The 17,515-nt window shown below is 42.4% G+C and carries 17 protein-coding genes; 2 read left to right on the top strand and 15 right to left on the bottom strand.

The features are described from left to right. Positions 1 to 18 precede the first annotated feature (18 nt). The 13 genes from IEV39_RS04355 to IEV39_RS04295 form a co-directional block, all read right to left on the bottom strand. Positions 19 to 363, bottom strand: a complete 345-nt coding sequence (locus IEV39_RS04355) for a PilZ domain-containing protein (RefSeq protein ID WP_005230829.1) — start codon at positions 361 to 363, stop codon at positions 19 to 21. Positions 364 to 721: 358 nt separating this feature from the next. Beyond that, positions 722 to 1,027: a hypothetical protein gene (locus tag IEV39_RS04350; protein WP_005286255.1), complete on the bottom strand. Its 306-nt coding sequence runs from the start codon at positions 1,025 to 1,027 to the stop codon at positions 722 to 724. Positions 1,028 to 1,231: 204 nt separating this feature from the next. Continuing rightward, positions 1,232 to 2,215 carry a DNA polymerase III delta subunit-related protein gene (locus tag IEV39_RS04345; RefSeq protein ID WP_032883256.1) on the bottom strand — a complete coding sequence of 328 codons (984 nt, stop codon included), beginning with the start codon at positions 2,213 to 2,215 and terminating at the stop codon, positions 1,232 to 1,234. Positions 2,216 to 2,219: 4 nt separating this feature from the next. Next, a complete protein-coding gene (gene kdsB, locus IEV39_RS04340) occupies positions 2,220 to 2,981 on the bottom strand; it encodes a 3-deoxy-manno-octulosonate cytidylyltransferase (RefSeq protein WP_005286261.1) in 762 nt (253 codons plus the stop codon). A 9-nt stretch (positions 2,982 to 2,990) separates the two neighbouring features. Continuing rightward, a complete protein-coding gene (gene lpxK / locus IEV39_RS04335) occupies positions 2,991 to 3,998 on the bottom strand; it encodes a tetraacyldisaccharide 4'-kinase (RefSeq protein ID WP_005286264.1) in 1,008 nt (335 codons plus the stop codon). Between the two features lie 2 nt (positions 3,999 to 4,000). Then, complete coding sequence (gene msbA / locus IEV39_RS04330) at positions 4,001 to 5,728, bottom strand: lipid A export permease/ATP-binding protein MsbA (RefSeq protein WP_005286267.1); 1,728 nt, start codon at positions 5,726 to 5,728, stop codon at positions 4,001 to 4,003. Then, positions 5,725 to 6,153: an ExbD/TolR family protein gene (locus IEV39_RS04325; RefSeq protein ID WP_005230836.1), complete on the bottom strand. Its 429-nt coding sequence runs from the start codon at positions 6,151 to 6,153 to the stop codon at positions 5,725 to 5,727. Before IEV39_RS04325 ends, msbA begins: the two co-directional genes overlap by 4 nt. A gap of 14 nt (positions 6,154 to 6,167) precedes the next feature. Further along, positions 6,168 to 6,797, bottom strand: coding sequence for a MotA/TolQ/ExbB proton channel family protein (locus tag IEV39_RS04320; protein ID WP_005286271.1), 630 nt, complete (start codon positions 6,795 to 6,797; stop codon positions 6,168 to 6,170). Between the two features lie 47 nt (positions 6,798 to 6,844). Further along, the gene (locus tag IEV39_RS04315) at positions 6,845 to 7,732 is read right to left on the bottom strand and encodes a ParB/RepB/Spo0J family partition protein (RefSeq protein WP_005286274.1); all 888 of its coding nucleotides are present in this window, start codon (positions 7,730 to 7,732) and stop codon (positions 6,845 to 6,847) included. Further along, positions 7,729 to 8,511 (bottom strand): ParA family protein, encoded by a 783-nt coding sequence (locus IEV39_RS04310; RefSeq protein WP_005286277.1) that lies wholly within the window; start codon positions 8,509 to 8,511, stop codon positions 7,729 to 7,731. Before IEV39_RS04310 ends, IEV39_RS04315 begins: the two co-directional genes overlap by 4 nt. Positions 8,512 to 8,528: 17 nt before the next feature. Further along, positions 8,529 to 9,164, bottom strand: a complete 636-nt coding sequence (gene rsmG, locus IEV39_RS04305) for a 16S rRNA (guanine(527)-N(7))-methyltransferase RsmG (protein WP_005286280.1) — start codon at positions 9,162 to 9,164, stop codon at positions 8,529 to 8,531. Positions 9,165 to 9,338: 174 nt separating this feature from the next. After that, entirely contained in the window at positions 9,339 to 10,028 is a 690-nt protein-coding gene (gene murU, locus IEV39_RS04300; RefSeq protein ID WP_005286283.1) for an N-acetylmuramate alpha-1-phosphate uridylyltransferase MurU, read from the bottom strand. Further along, complete coding sequence (locus IEV39_RS04295) at positions 10,028 to 11,041, bottom strand: aminoglycoside phosphotransferase family protein (protein ID WP_005286286.1); 1,014 nt, start codon at positions 11,039 to 11,041, stop codon at positions 10,028 to 10,030. Before IEV39_RS04295 ends, murU begins: the two co-directional genes overlap by 1 nt. A gap of 118 nt (positions 11,042 to 11,159) precedes the next feature. Here IEV39_RS04295 and IEV39_RS04290 point away from each other — a divergent pair, with 118 nt between their 5' ends. Both IEV39_RS04290 and IEV39_RS04285 read left to right on the top strand, forming a co-directional pair. After that, on the top strand, positions 11,160 to 13,631 hold the full coding sequence (locus IEV39_RS04290) for an LPS-assembly protein LptD (RefSeq protein WP_005286289.1): 2,472 nt from the start codon (positions 11,160 to 11,162) through the stop codon (positions 13,629 to 13,631). Then, entirely contained in the window at positions 13,631 to 14,947 is a 1,317-nt protein-coding gene (locus tag IEV39_RS04285) for a peptidylprolyl isomerase (protein WP_005286291.1), read from the top strand. The genes IEV39_RS04290 and IEV39_RS04285 overlap by 1 nt, the downstream gene beginning before the upstream one ends. A 105-nt stretch (positions 14,948 to 15,052) precedes the next feature. Here IEV39_RS04285 and fba read toward each other — a convergent pair whose 3' ends face one another. Together fba and rhlB are read right to left on the bottom strand one after the other, a co-directional pair. Then, on the bottom strand, positions 15,053 to 16,090 hold the full coding sequence (gene fba / locus IEV39_RS04280; protein WP_005230849.1) for a class II fructose-bisphosphate aldolase: 1,038 nt from the start codon (positions 16,088 to 16,090) through the stop codon (positions 15,053 to 15,055). Between the two features lie 203 nt (positions 16,091 to 16,293). Next, a complete protein-coding gene (gene rhlB, locus IEV39_RS04275; protein ID WP_005230851.1) occupies positions 16,294 to 17,445 on the bottom strand; it encodes an ATP-dependent RNA helicase RhlB in 1,152 nt (383 codons plus the stop codon). Between the last annotated feature and the right edge of the window lie 70 nt (positions 17,446 to 17,515).

The following is a 17,515-nucleotide window of genomic DNA, read 5'->3' as shown; positions in this document are numbered from 1 at the left end:
ATCCTATTTACTTCATTACTACATGGTATAACTTGGGCGATCCAGACCTTTAGATCCCGCCAGCAATTTCTCAGCTTCATTTTTATAATACACGCCTTTTTCACCTGCGAGCTGTATGGCAAAACCTTGTGGCTTAAAATGCGTCTGTTTATGCGAAATCCAGATCACTTTTCCCGTTAATGGAATCTTTTGCGCTTGCTCCGGCAGTGTGGCCAGTACAAAAACCTCCTGTCCCATTTTTACTGCTTGCTTGGTTGGCACAAATAAACCACCGCCTTGGACAAAAGGCATATAGCTGGATTGTAAGGTCGCTTTGTCTGGAATATTGACCTGTATAATTCCGCCCATCATTTGTGGTTGCATAACTTTCCCCTGTTCAATACTAAATCATTAAAATACAGAACGTGTACTTGCGATTTATCTATAAAACTTCAAACGATATTTATCGGATTTATAGCATCATCTTTCATCTTCGTTCATTTAATATGTATACGTCTTTTATGACTGAATTATAGAAAACAATCCAGCAAACAACAAATGATGTTTAGGAAAATTGTGTTTTAAATACAGAAAATGAAATTTATTTACCGCTTTCCGGATCATGCACGCGTTTGGTTTAGAATAGATGACAATTGAAAAGAAATGACATGAAATTTAAGGACTTGATTAAAAAACCGCTGTCATCAGCGGTTTTCAATTCAATCATGCAAAATAAAGTGGTTTATTTTTCAGTACACTTATAATCAAAGTCTAATTTACTGATCATTTGATCAGTATTTCTGGCAATGACCGAAATATTATTGGCTCCAGCTTCAATATAGAATTTGCCACTAAACTGACTGACACCTGAACCTCGGACATGATTAAAAGAATAACTGTACACACATTCGTAAGCCTGTGACCCTGTATTGGAGGCATTAATCTGAAAAGACGACCCATTAATATTTGAAACGAACTTGGGTTCAGCCACTGCCATAGCTGGTAAAAGCATACAAGACAATGCAATCGCGATAGATTTGTTTTTCATCTCGATATTCCTTATTTTTTAATATTATTGTGAAGTGTTTCACATTTTATATTCTTTTTTGATCAAGGATTAAAGAGCAATGTACATTTTAGATACAATTTTTATATAAATCTCGCCAAGCAGGATAAGGTATTTATTTTAAAACATTTCCTTTACCCTGCTGTTTTACTTAGATCAGAAATCAGCAGAATGATTTAGATAAACTCAAGCCACATTCATGAGCTGAATAAACAACTCATCCATGACCAGTTGTGTTTGAACATTCTGCTCAACCATGCGTTTTTTCTGTTGTAAGTCCGAATAGATGGTAAACAGCTGCTCAAGGTTATAACACTCAACCAGCTGACTAAAATCCAGATCATCATTCTTAAGTGACTGATTGAGTTTCAAACTCACCAAATCCCCCAGCAGATATTCAAACATAGTCAAGAATTCAGAAAAACTGAGCTCTTTCGACCACTTATTTGAGTAATGCAAAGGCATGTTTTTTTCCCCAACCAACTTCAGCCAGTCGGCAAGAAAGAGAGTACGTTTCTGCAGCCAGTCACTTTTTTCAATTTCAATCGCGGTCAGCGGCATATCATTAGCAAGATTTAATAATAATGACACTTGTTGCGATGAAATTTCTGGAATTTGCTGTTTGACAAAAGTCTGCGCATCCTCAAGCGTTAAACGATCTAATGCAAAATGCTGTAATCGACTGCGAATGGTAGCGGGTAATTTCAAATAATGATCAGCAAGTAAAATTAATACGACGCGCTCGCCGGGTTCTTCCAGTGTTTTCAATAAAGCATTTGCCGAAGCCGTGTTTAAGGCTTCTGCAGGCTCGATGACCACAACACGCCAGCCTTCCCCGGTTTGTTGCACAAATGGCAGTAGATCGCGTATTTTCTCGATCTTGATTTTTGCGTTTTGTTTTTTATTTTCTTCGTCTGTGGTGATATGTACATAATTCGGATGCGTATCCGATTTCAGCCACTGACAGCTAATACATTCACCACAAGCCGCTTGCGCCTGTTTATTTAAACAAAGCACCCAAGCGACAAAACGTTCTGCAAACTCTTTTTTGGCGCAGCCTTGTTTGCCATAAAACAGTAGCCCATGTCCAAGATGAGGAAATCGTGTACTGAGCAGTTGCCAGGTCTGTGCATGCCAAGGATAAAGGGTTTTTTTGTGTGTATCGACCATCATCTTATTCAAATGCACTCACAGGTAGAGTATTGAGACGATCTAAATCTGCCTGTGTGTCTACGCCCGGGGGTAAATTCGCTTCTGCAACATCAATGGCAATACGATGGCCATTTTCCAAAACCCGTAATTGCTCAAGGCTTTCCAGCTTTTCCAGATTGCCCTGTTCCCACGTCACATATTCTTGTAATAATTTCACACGGTAAGCATATAAACCTAAATGGCGAAATGCCTGAGTATGTAATGTAGATACGGCTTGCTTGGCGCCATCACGATCATAAGGAATAGTCGCACGACTGAAATAAAGCGCCTCATTACGCTTATTCATCACCACTTTAACGATGCTGTCACGTTGAAATTCATCTAATTGATGAATCGGTTCACACAAGGTCGACATTGAGCATTGCGGATGATCAAGCAAAAGCTGTGTGACCTGCTGTACCAGTTGAGCTGGCAATAAAGGTTCATCCCCTTGTACATTGACAATCACATCATCTGCTGCCCAGCCCTTAATGCGCGCAACCTCACTTAAACGATCGGTACCAGAGGGATGTTCAGGATGGGTTAGAACCACATCTACGCCTTCTGCCTGACAGACTGCTGCAATACGCGGATCGTCTGTTGCAACACATAAATCATCAAAACCAGCAACTTTTTTCGCCTGATCCACCACACGCAAAATCATTGGTCGGCCATGAATCAGGAGTAAGGGTTTTCCTGGCAAACGAGAGCTCGCAAAACGAGCAGGAATAACAATATGCTTCATGATAGATCTCTAAGAAATTTGAATGCCAACCTGTTTTAATTGCTGTTTTAACAACTCATAACAGTCAGGCGATAATACGGCTTCGACGGGGACCACCCAGATCGGAATATTAAATTCAGGATGTTGCTTTAATAATGCCTTAAATTTTACCGCATCTTTTTCAGTGGTAATGATTGCATCAGGATTATCAAAGCTTAGATCAGCGATTTCATAATCATGATGATCGGGAAATTCATGTGCCTGATACTGGTTAACATCTAACTTGTTCAAGGTCTGATAAAACCGTTGAGGAAAACCAATGCCGACCACCGCATTAAAATATTGCTTTGGATCGAACCAAGGCGTATCCAGATGAGGATTGAGCAGATAAGGCTGACCCACTTCCAGATGCATATTCTGCCGAGGTTGTGCCGCTTTGGTATGTTCAATCACCGTACTGTGGTTTAAGCGAGATTTAGGCTCTCTTAAATAACCTTCTGGCAATAGTTTCTCATTGCCCAGACCACGATGCTGATCCAGCACAATCCATTCTATATCGCGAGCTAGAGCCCAATGCTGTAAACCATCATCACTAATAATCAGATCAAGCTGCTCATTTTGCAGTAAGAGTTCAATTGCAGCCTGTCGATTGGGACCAACAGCCATAGGCACCTGAGTCGACTGGACGATCAGACAAGGTTCATCGCCAGCAATATCAGGTTCGGATGTTTGGCTAACCAAAAGCGGAAACGGCCCTTCAGCTCCATAACCCCGACTAATTACACCGACCCGAACACCCTGCTGTTGCAAGTATTTGACCAACTGGATCAGCAAAGGAGTTTTGCCACTACCGCCGACCGTGATATTGCCAATCACCATGATCGGAACAGGTGCTTTATAGACTTTTTTTAATCCACTTTTATAAAGTGCCTGATTGGTACAGAAGCCCAATCGATACAACCATGACAGTGGGCGCAACACCACCAACCATGAAGCCTGTTCATTCCAAGCATCCTGTATACGTTGCGCCATCGACATGCTTAGTCTTCCTCAAAATTGCGTTGATGTAATTGATAATACATACCATGCTTGGCCAACAGCTCAGCGTGGGTACCTTGCTCAATAATCTGGCCTTTATCCATTACCACAATCAGATCGGCATTCTCAACGGTGGATAAACGATGGGCAATCACGATGGTAGTACGACCTTGCATTGCTTCATCAAATGCTTGCTGGATAAAATATTCAGACTCATTATCCAGTGCACTGGTTGCTTCATCAAGAATCAAGATTGGCGAATCTTTAAGAATCGCACGGGCAATCGCAATACGTTGACGCTGACCACCAGAAAGGTTTAGACCCTGCGCCCCCAGAATGGTGTCATAGCCTTGTGGCAGATTCATGATAAAGTCATGGGCATAAGCTGCTTTTGCTGCCGCAATCACCTGCTCATCACTTGAATCCTGTAATTGGCCATATGCAATATTGTCACGTACTGAACGGTTAAATAGTACAACCTGCTGATTCACTGTGGCAATTTGAGAGCGTAAATAAGCCAGCTCAATTTCTTTGACCGCAATGCCATCATAATAGATCTGACCTTCACTTAGCTCTTGAAAACGTGGCAACATGTTAACCAATGAGGTTTTACCTGCACCAGAACGCCCCACCAGCGCGACCGTTTGGCCTGCTTTTATGGTTAAAGACAAATCTTTAATGGCATGAGTACCATCTTCATAACGTAAGTTGGCATGATCAAATTGGATATTGCCTTTTAAAACCGGTTTCAACTGACCATTATTCACTTCTTCAGGTAAATCTAATAACTCAAATACCGAGTGTGCTGCAGCCAGACCGCGTTGCAGTTTTTCATTGATATCGGTCAAATTCTTGACTGGTTTAGAGATCAGGCCCGCAGCGGTAATGAATGAAATGAATTCACCCGCAGAGGTATCACCAAACACCTGTGGACGGAGTGCCAACCAGAGGATGATTGCCATCGCCATCGACAACAACAGCTGAATGATTGGGCTGTTAATATTTTGCACCACAACCATTTTCAGGCCGCGACGTAAGTTTTCCTCAGAAGACTTATAAAAACGCTTCTGCTCAAATTCTTCGCCAGTAAAGCTCTTTACCACCGAGTTTGCAGTAATGGTTTCTTGTACCACATGGTTTACATCACCCATGGTATTTTGCACCTGAATCGAGAGCTTACGCATCTTCTTCGATGCGATTCTGACCAGAATACCAATAAACGGCATGAAAACCACGATACACAGGGTTAAGCGCCAGTTGGTATAAAGTAAATAACTCAACAGGCCAAGAACAATCAGACCGTCTTTAATCAAGGTCTGCAAAGACTCAGAGGACGCTGCGGTAAGCTGCTCAACGTTATACATCAGCTTTGCGCTGATATGACCAGCACTGTTATCGAGATAATACTGAGCTGGTAGTCTTAAAAGCTTTGCATAGACTTCCTGACGAATACTGAATACCAGACTACGTGAAATCACCGCAGAGAAATATCCACCGAGGAACAAACCCACGCCACGGAAGAACATAAGTAAGACAATCAGTGCAGGAAACCAGTCCAGATTCTCTCGACTACCATTTTGAATTGCATCGATAATGTATTTCAGCAACTTTGCCACAGAGACTTCTGTGGCAGCATTGATACCAAAACCAAGCAAGACAAATAAGGCAACGCCCCAATAAGATTTTAAATATGATATTAAGCGGACATAAACCTTAAAATCTTGATTCACTCAGTAAAACCTCTAGTTGGAACTTTAGTGCTGATATTGACGTTGACGAAGCCGAGCTGACCAGCCACATCCATCACCCGAATCACATCTTGATGAGTGGCTTTTGCATCAGCAGCAATAATAAACATCAAATCGCGACGATCTTGTGCCACCTGCTTGATGGCCGTACTTAAATCAGCAATATCTTTACTGGATAAAGCCTGGCCATTCACAGAATAATGCCCTGTGGAGTCTACCATGATTTCAATTTTATGATCGAACTGTTTAGGTGGAACACCTTGCGCATCAGGCAGTGTCAGATTTATACGACTTTGCTGACTAAAAGTCGTGGATAATAATAAAAACACCAAAATAAATAACAAACAGTCAATCATTGGTGTCAAATTAATATGAATATCTTCAACTTGAGAACGTTTAAATTTCATGATGCCACCCCGGCTCAGCTTGCGCGACGGTGTTCTTGTAAAGGAGACGCTTTTTTATAGAAAAGCGCAGCATGAAACAAAGTCGATTGCTGTTCCAGCTCTGCAATATATTCATGCACGACACGTTGAAAATAACGATAGGCAATCATGGCAGGAATCGCAATCAGCATCCCCACTGCTGTGGTAATCAAGGCTTTTGAAATGCCGGGCATCATCATGCTGGCATTACCCGCAGAGCCCACATCAATCACCAGGAAAGATTCGATAATTCCCAGCACCGTACCCAGTAAACCCAGTAAAGGTGCTATTGCACTTAAAGTCCCAAGAAAATTAATATTTTTTCCGAGTGCGCCGATCTCTTGTGAAGCAGTTGCTTCCATTTGTGCACGTGCAAATTGTTCACCTTGTGTCCGATGATCATAACCTGCTTTTAAAATACGTCCGAGTGGACTTTTTAAAGCTTCATCTTGCTCAAGCTGGGCAATTACCGTGTCAGCATCTGTTGCATTGACCAGTAAGGCCTGAGGTAAAACTTGTGATCGCTTTAAACGAATATAGCGTTCAATCGTAATCGCAACCGTAAAAATTGATGACAGAATAAGGGGCAGCATTAACCAGCCACCCGCTTTCACAAGTTCCCACATATTATTCCCCAATAATATTTAAAATATAAAAGGACGTATCCTAAATATTAGTTAGGTAAACAAATATTGAGGATTCCATCCAACTCATCCAATGAGTGATAGTGAATGACCATTTTTCCTTTACCTTTCTGGTTATGGTCAATTTTGACATTTGCTCCGAAACGCTCTGAGAGTTTCTGGGTCAATTGTTCAATGTCAGGAGAAAGCCGCGCCTTTTCCTTTTCAGGTTTTGGTTCACTCCACTCACGTACTAACTGTTCAGTTTGACGTACCGACAAGCCTTTTTCAATCACGATTTGCGCCACTGAAATCTGGTCTTTGGTTTTTAACGCAAGAATGGCACGTGCATGTCCCATATCGATTTGACCCTGTTGCATCAGGTCTTTAATCGGATCAGCAAGGCTTAAAAGGCGTAATAAATTACTGACCGTGGTACGCGCCTTGCCAACGGTATCAGCGATTTCCTGATGACTTAAACCAAACTCATCATGGAAACGCTGTAGAGCCATTGCCTGATCAATTGGATTTAAATCCTGACGCTGAATGTTTTCAATTAACGCCAAGGCAATCGCCACCTGATCATTCAGATCACGGACAATTGCCGGAATTTCAGTCAGACCAGCCAATTGCGCTGCGCGCCAACGACGCTCACCGGCAATAATTTCGTATGGATGCTGCTCATCCTCAACAGGACGAATCACAATCGGTTGCATGACACCATGTTTTTCAATCGATGCTGCAAGCTCTTGTAGATCTTGTTCCTGAATAAAGCGACGTGGCTGATATTCACCACGCTTTAATAAATTGACATCAATCTGCTTGAGTTGACCATGGTCCAAGGCCTGTGCTTCAAGTTGCAATTTCTCTTTCTGAATTGAACCTAATAGCGCATCTAAACCACGACCTTTAGCCAATCCGCGTTTTTTGATGCTCATACAGCACTTCCTTTTTTCACTTTACTTTTCTTCAATATTTCTGCAGCGAGATTCAAATATGAAACTGCGCCTTTAGAACTTTTCTCAAAATAGATCACAGGTAAACCATGAGCTGGCGCTTCCGCCAAACGGATATTCCGCGGAATCACGGTCTCGTATAGTTTTTTACCAAAATATTGCTCTAACTCGGCAGACACATCACGTGTCAATGCGTTACGAGCGTCATACATGGTACGTAACACCCCTACAATTTCCAAGTTTGGATTCAGAGCTTTTTGTATTCGGTCAATGGTTTGTGTCAGGTCAGCCAAGCCTTCCAGTGCATAGTACTCACATTGCATTGGAATAATCACGCCATTCACGGCAGCCAAAGCATTGACTGTAATCAGACTTAAGCTTGGTGCGCAATCAACAATAATATAGTCAAAAGCAGAAGCGACTTCTTGCAGTGCATTTTTCAGAATAAATTCACGTCCTTCCTGCTCTGCAATTGCCAGTTCCACCCCAGCAAGTTCACGGTTCGCACCTAAAACCTTATAACCGACTTCTGCTTTTTGAATTGCAGTTTCAACCGGCACTTCACCCAGCAACACATCTGTCACCGAGTACAGTAAATCATTCTTTTGAATGCCAGACCCCATGGTGGCATTCCCTTGTGAGTCCATATCAACCAACAAGACACGTTTTTTCAAGATCGCCAAAGAGGCAGCAAGATTGACTGCTGTCGTGGTTTTCCCTACACCACCTTTTTGGTTTGCAATCGCAATAATTTGAGCCATGATTACCCTTAATATTTTTATTGAATACGTTGAAGTAAAAGTAAATGACGTTGTTCATCTAATCTCGGGACACGAAGTTCAATGATCTTACATGAATACTCATTTTTCATTTGCTCAATTTCATCAGCTGGAATCAAGCCTTTCATTGCAGCAATAATACTCTGCTCATGCATATATGGTTGTGCTGCATCGACAAAGTCGGTCAAAGATGCAAATGCTCGACTTGTAATGACATCGAACTGACCAAGCTCACCAATACTCTCTTCATTTTCAACACGTGTCTGAACGGCAATGACATTTTGCAGTTTCAAATCAGCAATAAACTGCTTCAGGAACCGGATCTTTTTCCCGTTCGAATCCAGCAGCACGCAAGCACGTTCTGGCTGACATAATGCAATGATCATGCCCGGCATTCCACCGCCAGTCCCTACATCTAATAAACGACCTTGTGGTAAATCATTCAGGATACTTAAGCTATCTAATAAATGTTTAACCAGCATTTCCTTCGGCTCACGAATCGCCGTTAAATTATAGGCCTTATTCCACAGCACCAGCGCATCTTGATATTTCAATAAGAGTGTTAGGGCGTCCTCACTCAGGTTCAGACCCAGAGCTTGACTACCTTGCTTTAATTCTTGAAAAAAAGGATGCATAACAGTGCAACATCTCGATAAATTTGCTGTGCAGTATACCGATTTCTGATACAAGGCACAGTAGGACTTGTTGAACGATTATGCAGTTAATCATTTACAGACATGATAAACTGCACAATCCATTAAGTTTTTGTCTTTTCTTAGGCAAATCCAAGATAGACAAAGCAATTTTTATTATGCAAACGCACCTTGCTTGATCTGCTGATCAAGCTGTTCTAGACGCTCAGGTGTCCCGACGTCGACCCAGATCGCCTGCATCTTTTCTGCTGAAACTTGCTGCTGTTGCATCGCCTCTTTCAACAACGGTGCTAAAGGTCGCTTGCCATGTTCTAGCCCAATAAACATGTGTGGCGCTAAAACAGCAACACCGCTATAGGTTAAGGCTTCGCCCAACTGCTCCTGCTCAAAAGTATAAGCTAAATCATTTGCCAGGATGAAGTCTCCCTTTAAATGTTGAGGCGGGTTTTCGACCAAGACCAAATGCGCCTGCTTATCTTCTAACTGAACATTTAACAGCGTTGAAAAGTCCATCGTTGTCCAGACATCCCCATTCACCAGAATGAAAGGCTCATCACCCAGTAATGGCAAGGCATTGATGATACCGCCTGCCGTTTCCAGACCTTCACCTTCGTGCGACCACAAGATCGTCACACCAAACTGAGAACCATCACCCAACGCAGCAACCAACTTATCACCTAACCACGCGGTATTGATCACAATTTCGGTGACACCAATTTTCTGTAGTTTTTCAATGTGCCAGACAATCAGCGGTTTCCCACCGACTTCTAGTAGCGGCTTTGGTGTATGCAACGTCAGTGGACGCATGCGATTACCTAAGCCAGCGGCAAGAATCATCGCTTTCATTATGCTGCAACCTCGTAATCACCGTATTTGGCAATAAACTTAGGCATCACCACATCATTGATAAATTGCATAAACTCATTCAATTCATCATAGCCTTGGCTTTCTTCAAGTAAGTACCACATTACACGTGGTAAATCTTTTAAATAGCCTGATTTACCATCACGTTCAAACAGACGTACAAAAATGCCTAAAATCTTGATATGGCGCTGAATCGCCATCAGGTCGGCATCACGTTTAAACTGCTCAAAACTACGATTTTCCTTGGCAGAAGCTGGCAACAAGTTATAGAACACTTCAAACCATTGATACACACGTTCAGCATTCCACTGCACATAGGCGTCACGGGTAATCGAAATCAGGTCATAAGTATCCGCACCAATCACCGCATCCTGAAAATCAATCACCCCCAGTTCCTGTTCACCTTCAATTTTCATCAGATTACGACTGTGAAAATCACGATGTACAATCACTTGTGGCTGTTGAGTCGCTTCAATTGCCAGAAAGTCAAACGCTTGCTCAATGGTTTCCAACTGCTGCTCTGTCGGTTGAATGTCTAATGACGGTAACATCCACTCGGTCAGCAAACGCATTTCAGCCATCAACTTGTCGTAAGAATAAGCAGGTAAATGAGCCTGCCCATCCACCTGTTGCAATTCAATCAGCTGTTTAAAACTTTGCGCATAGTAGTCATCTACTGTCTTATCATTCAGTAAGGTGGATAGCACCACATCACCAAAATCTTCCAGTAGCAATAAACCCAATGTCAGGTCTTTGGCAACGATATGCGGAACACGCACACCATTTTTATCAAAGAACTCATCGATATTTACAAATGGTGCACAATCTTCTTTTTCAGGCGGCGCGTCCATGAGCATATATGTTTTGTTTTGTAACTTAATTCGCGCATAACGACGAAAGCTTGCATCTCCTGCTAAAAAGTTGATCTCGAACTGATCGGATTGGAGAGTGGCATGAAGCCAAGTTTGTATCAATTGTTCACGTTGTGTATTCATTTGCAATAAAATCTAAAACTAGCTGAGATTTTGAAAGCTTAAGTGTAGCCACTTATCAACTTTTTCTCTATGATGCGACAATAATTAATTGTGAATTAGCGTACTGGTTAATGAGACAATGAAACATCAGTTTAAATTTAATCCTTTAGCAACAGCTATTTTGACACTCTTGTGCGGCGGCTCGATTCAATCCAGTTTCGCGGCACCAGCTGATGCTGTCTCTACGCTTGACAACAAACAGCTCAAAGCAGCCATTCGAAATCAAGGACAGCAAGACCAGGAAAGTTATCCTGGAGAAAGTTTTTTCCAGCAATATTACGTAGACAAATCTGCACCAGAAGCACAATTGCGCGACAACCGCTATTTAAGTTCCTCTTTTTGCCAAGGAACCTGGGTTACGCCGATTAATCCCGAAACCAAAGCAGGCGATGCAAGTACTACCACCTCGGTGATTACAGCGGATTATGGACACTACAATCCAGCGGGCGACTCTGTGCTTCAGGGTAACGTGGTTATCGATCAGGAAGGTCGCACTATTCGTGCCGATCAGGTGACTATTGATTCGACTCAAACGCATGCCAATGCTGAAGGCCGAGTACAACTTGCGCAATCTGGCCTGCTCACCCAAAGTGATGCGATTAACTATAATTTAAAGACCCAGACCGGGGATTTAAATAACAGTTTCTATATCTCAGAACAACAACATGCACATGGTCATGCCAGTCAGATCAAACGTGCCAATGAAAATCTGGTGATCTTTAAAGATGCGAGTTATACCGCATGTCCACCAGAACAAAAACCGGCATGGAAGATTCAGGCCAAAGAAATTGAGTTAAATCAGGATACAGGTCGTGGTGTGACCCGTGGTACAAAATTTTACGTAAAAGATGTACCCGTCCTTGCCGTTCCTTATTTCAATTTCCCAATCGATGACCGCCGCACCACAGGTTTACTCAGTCCAAACTTTGGCTACAGTAATGATGGTGGCGCTCAACTTGCTGCGCCGGTTTATCTCAACCTTGCACCGAATTACGATCTTACGCTTACGCCAAGCTTTATGAGTAAACGTGGTGCAAAGTTAGATGCCGAATTCCGTTATATGACTGAAAACTTCGGTTCAGGTCGTATTTGGGGTGGTTATATTGCTCAAGATAATCAATATGATGATCAGGATCGTGAAGATCTTCACTTTCTTCATAATTGGAAGATTGATGACCAATGGTCGACCAATCTGGAATATAACTACGCATCAGATAAAGATTATTTTGCTGACTTTAATAACAACCCCAACACCCGTACTGATCTGAATTTACGTCGTGCCTGGGAACTTAACTACGCGAATGGAATTCCTGGTCTTAAAGCGCAGTTAAAAGTCGAAGACTTCCAGACGCTAGATAAAACCATTAAAGATGCAGACAAGCCTTATGCCCGACTGCCACAATTCTTATTAAATTATGTCACGGGTGACCCACAAGGTCTGCAGTATGAATTTAATAACGATACCGCATACTTCAAGAAATCAATTGAAGATGGTTCCGCACTCGAATCCAGTGGTACCCGTATCTATAACCAGTTTGCAGTTCGATACAACTACCTGACGCCATCATGGTTCTATGTCGTACCAGAAGTTTCTGTGCGTAGTATCAACACCTTCTTCGATCAGGATTCAAAAGAAGGACGTGGATTATCAGCTTCTGATGATTTAGAAAAATCAGTGGTAGTACCACAGTTCACCCTAGCAACAGGGATGACCTTTGAAAAAGACGGCAAGTATTTACAAAGCATTTCACCTCGTGCTTTTTATGCTTATTCGCCTTATAGAAAGCAAGACGATCATCCAAACTTTGACTCAACTTCTGCGTCAATCAATTACGATCAACTATTTAACCCCTATCGTTTCTATGGGCATGACCGTTTAGATGATAATAATTTCTTGTCACTGGGTGTAACTTATAGCCTTTTAGATACCGAAGGTTTAGAACGGATTAAAGCCAGTGTCGGACAAAGTTATTATTTTAGTGATCGTCGTGTCAGCCTAAATGAAAAACTGGATGAATTTGACACCCAACGCCGTACCGGCCCTATCGTCAGCCTGTCTAGTCAGCTTAACCAGAACGTCACCATTAGCTCGAATGCAGCCTGGATGTCCAATGGTGAGAATGCGCAACGTGATTTCCAAGCCTACTATACCGGCGACAAAGGCAATCTATATAACTTAGGCTACTTCTACCGCAAAGATATTCCTGATCGTCAAAACGCTTATGACCAAGTGGTTGCATCCTTTATACAACCTGTAAAAGACAATTGGCGTATTATGGGTCATGCTCAATACGACATCGACAACAACGTGATGCGCGAATACTTACTTGGCGTAAATTATGAATCTTGTTGTTGGGCTGTGTCAGTCTATGGCCGCTCTTACTATAACGATCTGGATGATCCAAATATGCCAGACGTTCGTAAAAAGAATGCAGTTATGGCTGAATTCACGCTAAAAGGTCTTGGTGCTTTAAACAATAAGCTCGCTTCACTTCTGGAGAATAGAGTTTTAGGTTTCAACAAAATTAATCAATCTTGGACACAACGTTAATGAAGATAAAACCTTTTCAACATATCTTTAGAGCCACTGTTCTCGCTGCCCTAATTTCTTCATCAATGCAAAGCTTTGCTCAACCAACGGATGAGGTTGTGGCAATTGTGGACAATAGTGTCATTCTTAAAAGTGATTTAGAACAAGGTGTTGCTGAAACAGAACATCAATTAAAAGCACAAAACAAAACAGTTCCACCGCAACAGTACTTGCAAATGCAGGTTTTAGATCAACTGATTGTCCGTCAAGCCCAGCTTGAACAGGTCAAACGTTACGGCATTAAAGCGGATGAAAAAACCTTAAATGCTGCAGTGCTAAAAGTTGCCAATCAATCAGGTGCCAACTCACTAGAAGCTTTTCAGCAAAAACTAGACGCTATTGCACCTGGTACTTATGAAAACTTGCGTAACCGTGTTGCAGAAGACCTTGCTATTGGCCGTTTACGTCAACAGCAAGTGATGTCACGCATCAAGATCAGTGATCATGACGTTGAAAACTTCCTGAAATCTCCGGAAGGTCAAGCCGCACTCGGCACACAGGTTCACGTCATCCATATGCGTATTTCTGGTGACAATGCCGATGCCGCTCAGCAAGTTGCTCAACAGGTTAAACAATCACTGTCAACCAGTGATGATCCTAAAGCCATCAGCAGCAAACTTTCCACTGCAGCTGTAAAAGTCGATGGTCTTGATATGGGCTTCCGTTCACTGTCAGAGATTCCAACCGAACTGGCAGCGCGCATCACTCCACTTCAAGTGGGACAAACAACTGAACTGATCAATGTTCGTGATGGCATACATGTCTTAAAGTTACTCGAACGCAAACAGAATGATCAAAAAGCACTGGTTCCACAATACCAGACCCGTCACATCCTGATTCAGCCTTCTGAAGTGGTGAGTCTGGATCGTGCCAAGCAAATGATTGATAGTCTCTACAAACGTGCTAAAGCGGGTGATGATTTCGCGACCTTGGCTGCAACTTATTCAAATGATACAGGCTCGGCACGTGATGGTGGTAGCTTAGGTTGGGTTAGTCCTGGTGTGATGGTACCTGAATTTGAAAAAGTCATGAAAGAGACTCCTGTTGGTCAAGTCAGCCAACCGTTCCAGAGTCAATTCGGCTGGCATATTCTGCAAGTAACCGATACTCGTCAGCAGGATATGACCAAAGAAGTGCAAGAACGTATGGCACGTCAAATTCTAGGTGAACGTCTGTTTGATACTGAAGTCGATAGCTGGATGCGTGAACTTCGCGCCAACGCTTATGTTGAAATCAAAGATGCCAACCTGGACTCTAAAGCGCAGCAAAAAAAGTAATTTAAACTCAAGTAGAATGCCAGCCATGTGCTGGCATTTTATTTTTCCAAAAATGACATAAAAAAATAGCGGACTAGCCGCTATTTTTTGTGCATTACAAATAAATTATTTGTAACGATCAACCATTTTCTCTAAAGAAATTGGACGAATCTTGTCTGCATGCCCTGCGGTACCAAATGCTTCGTAACGCGCAACACAGATTTCTTTCATTGCTTCAACAGTTTCGCCAAAGAATTTACGTGGATCAAATTCACTTGGTTTTTCTGCCATCATACGACGCATTGCACCCGTAGAAGCCAAACGTAAATCGGTATCGATGTTAATCTTACGCACACCATGTTTGATCGCTTCAACCAGCTGATCTACAGGCACACCATAAGTTTCTTTAATATCACCACCGTACTGGTTAATCACAGCTAACCATTCTTGCGGCACAGAGCTTGAACCATGCATTACAAGATGCGTGTTTGGCAATGCAGCATGAATTTCTTTGATACGGTCAATTGCAAGAATATCGCCTGTAGGTGGACGAGTAAACTTATACGCACCGTGTGACGTACCAACAGCAATTGCCAAAGCATCTACATTGGTATCCGCCACGAACTGGGTCGCTTCTTCAACAGAAGTCAGTAATTGAGAATGATCGAGTACGCCTTCAGCGCCTACACCATCTTCCTCACCTGCCATACCAGTTTCAAGGCTACCCAGGCAACCAATCTCACCTTCAACAGAAACACCGCAAGCATGCGCCATTGCAACCACTCGACGGGTTACATCAACGTTATAATCATAGGTTGTTGGTGTCTTACCATCCGCACCCAGTGAACCATCCATCATCACTGAGCTGAAGCCCAACTGGATCGAACGTTGGCAAACATCTGGACTTGTACCATGATCTTGATGCATTACCACTGGAATATGTGGCCACTCTTCAATCGCAGCTAAAATAAGGTGACGTAAGAAAGGTGCACCTGCGTATTTACGCGCACCAGCCGAAGCTTGCACGATGACAGGTGAATTTGTTGCATCCGCAGCGAGCATGATTGCACGCATTTGTTCTAAGTTGTTTACGTTAAACGCTGGTACGCCGTAGTTATATTCTGCAGCGTGATCCAAGAGCTGGCGCATTGAGATTAGAGCCATAATATCCTCCCAGGTAATGCGCCATATTCTACATGTTGATTTATTTCAATTCAGCAACTAATCACAGGAATTATAAAAAAATCTTTAGTGTTTTGTGTAATTAGGGTCGCAAATCTTACTAAATAATCAAAAAGACCAAATCACGGAATGATTTGGCCTTTTTTCGGAAGCAATCATTTAGTCTTAATCAAAGATATTAAGACTTAGCAATAACCCTCTAAACGCGTTAAAGGCAATTTCTTACCAATTGCTTTTTCAATTTCAGGCAAATAGAAAGCATCATCTTCCGATAAGAAGCTGATACTCACGCCTTGTGCACCCGCACGACCTGTACGGCCAATACGGTGAACATAATCATCAGACTGTTCAGGCAAGGTAAAGTTAATCACATGCGAAACACCATCAACATGGATACCACGCCCCGCAACATCGGTTGCGATCATGATATTGTTCTTACCCTGCTTGAATTGATCTAGCATCTTCAGACGCTTATCTTGTGCGATCTCACCCGATAACATCCCCACACGATAACCATCACGTTTCAAATGATCATACAAACGACGCACCTGATCACGACGGTTGGCAAAGATCATGACTTTATCAATCGGTTCTTCACGCAAGATTTCTTGCAACAGTTTGTATTTATCTTCTTTAGCAACCACATAAACCCGCTGTTCAACATCGTTATTGGTTTTTTGCTCAGGCTCGATTTCAACTGTAACCGGCTCAAACAACCATTGACGGGCAAGATTAAGCACATCATAGCTAAATGTTGCAGAGAACATCAGGGTTTGACGCTGCTCTTTAAACGGTGAAAAACGAACAATTCTCTTCACTGACGGGATAAAGCCCATATCGAGTAAACGATCCGCTTCGTCAATCACCAGGAATTCAATTTTGTCTAACCAGACTTCTTTTTGCTCGACAAAATCAATTAAACGGCCTGGTGTAGCCACAATAATATCGACAAAATTACGGTCCAGCATTTTCTTTTGCTTTTCAAAATCCACACCGCCCAACAAAGTGACCAGATGCAAATTTGAAAATTTGGTTAATGCTTGTGCATCACTTTCGATCTGTAACGCTAACTCACGAGTTGGCGCTAAAATTAACGCACGTGGCTCACCACGAAAACGCTGTTCTTGAACTGGATTATTCAACAGATCATTGATCACGCTAATCAAGAAGGCAGCCGTTTTACCAGTACCCGTTTGTGCCCGACCAATGGCATCATGCCCTGCTAATGTATATTTTAAAACCTTTTGCTGAATTGGGGTCATTTTTGTAAAACCCAAAGCATCAATCGCTTTCTTCAACTGCGGATGTAAATTTAAGGTTTCAAAACCAGTCGTCATATATGCTCTCGAACCATCAATGACCAAAAGAAAGTGGCTATTATAAACAAAAACGCCCCAAATTACATTG

Source organism: Acinetobacter courvalinii, assembly GCF_014635545.1.
Lineage (GTDB): Bacteria > Pseudomonadota > Gammaproteobacteria > Pseudomonadales > Moraxellaceae > Acinetobacter > Acinetobacter courvalinii.
This window is presented reverse-complemented; position numbering and strand designations above follow the sequence as displayed.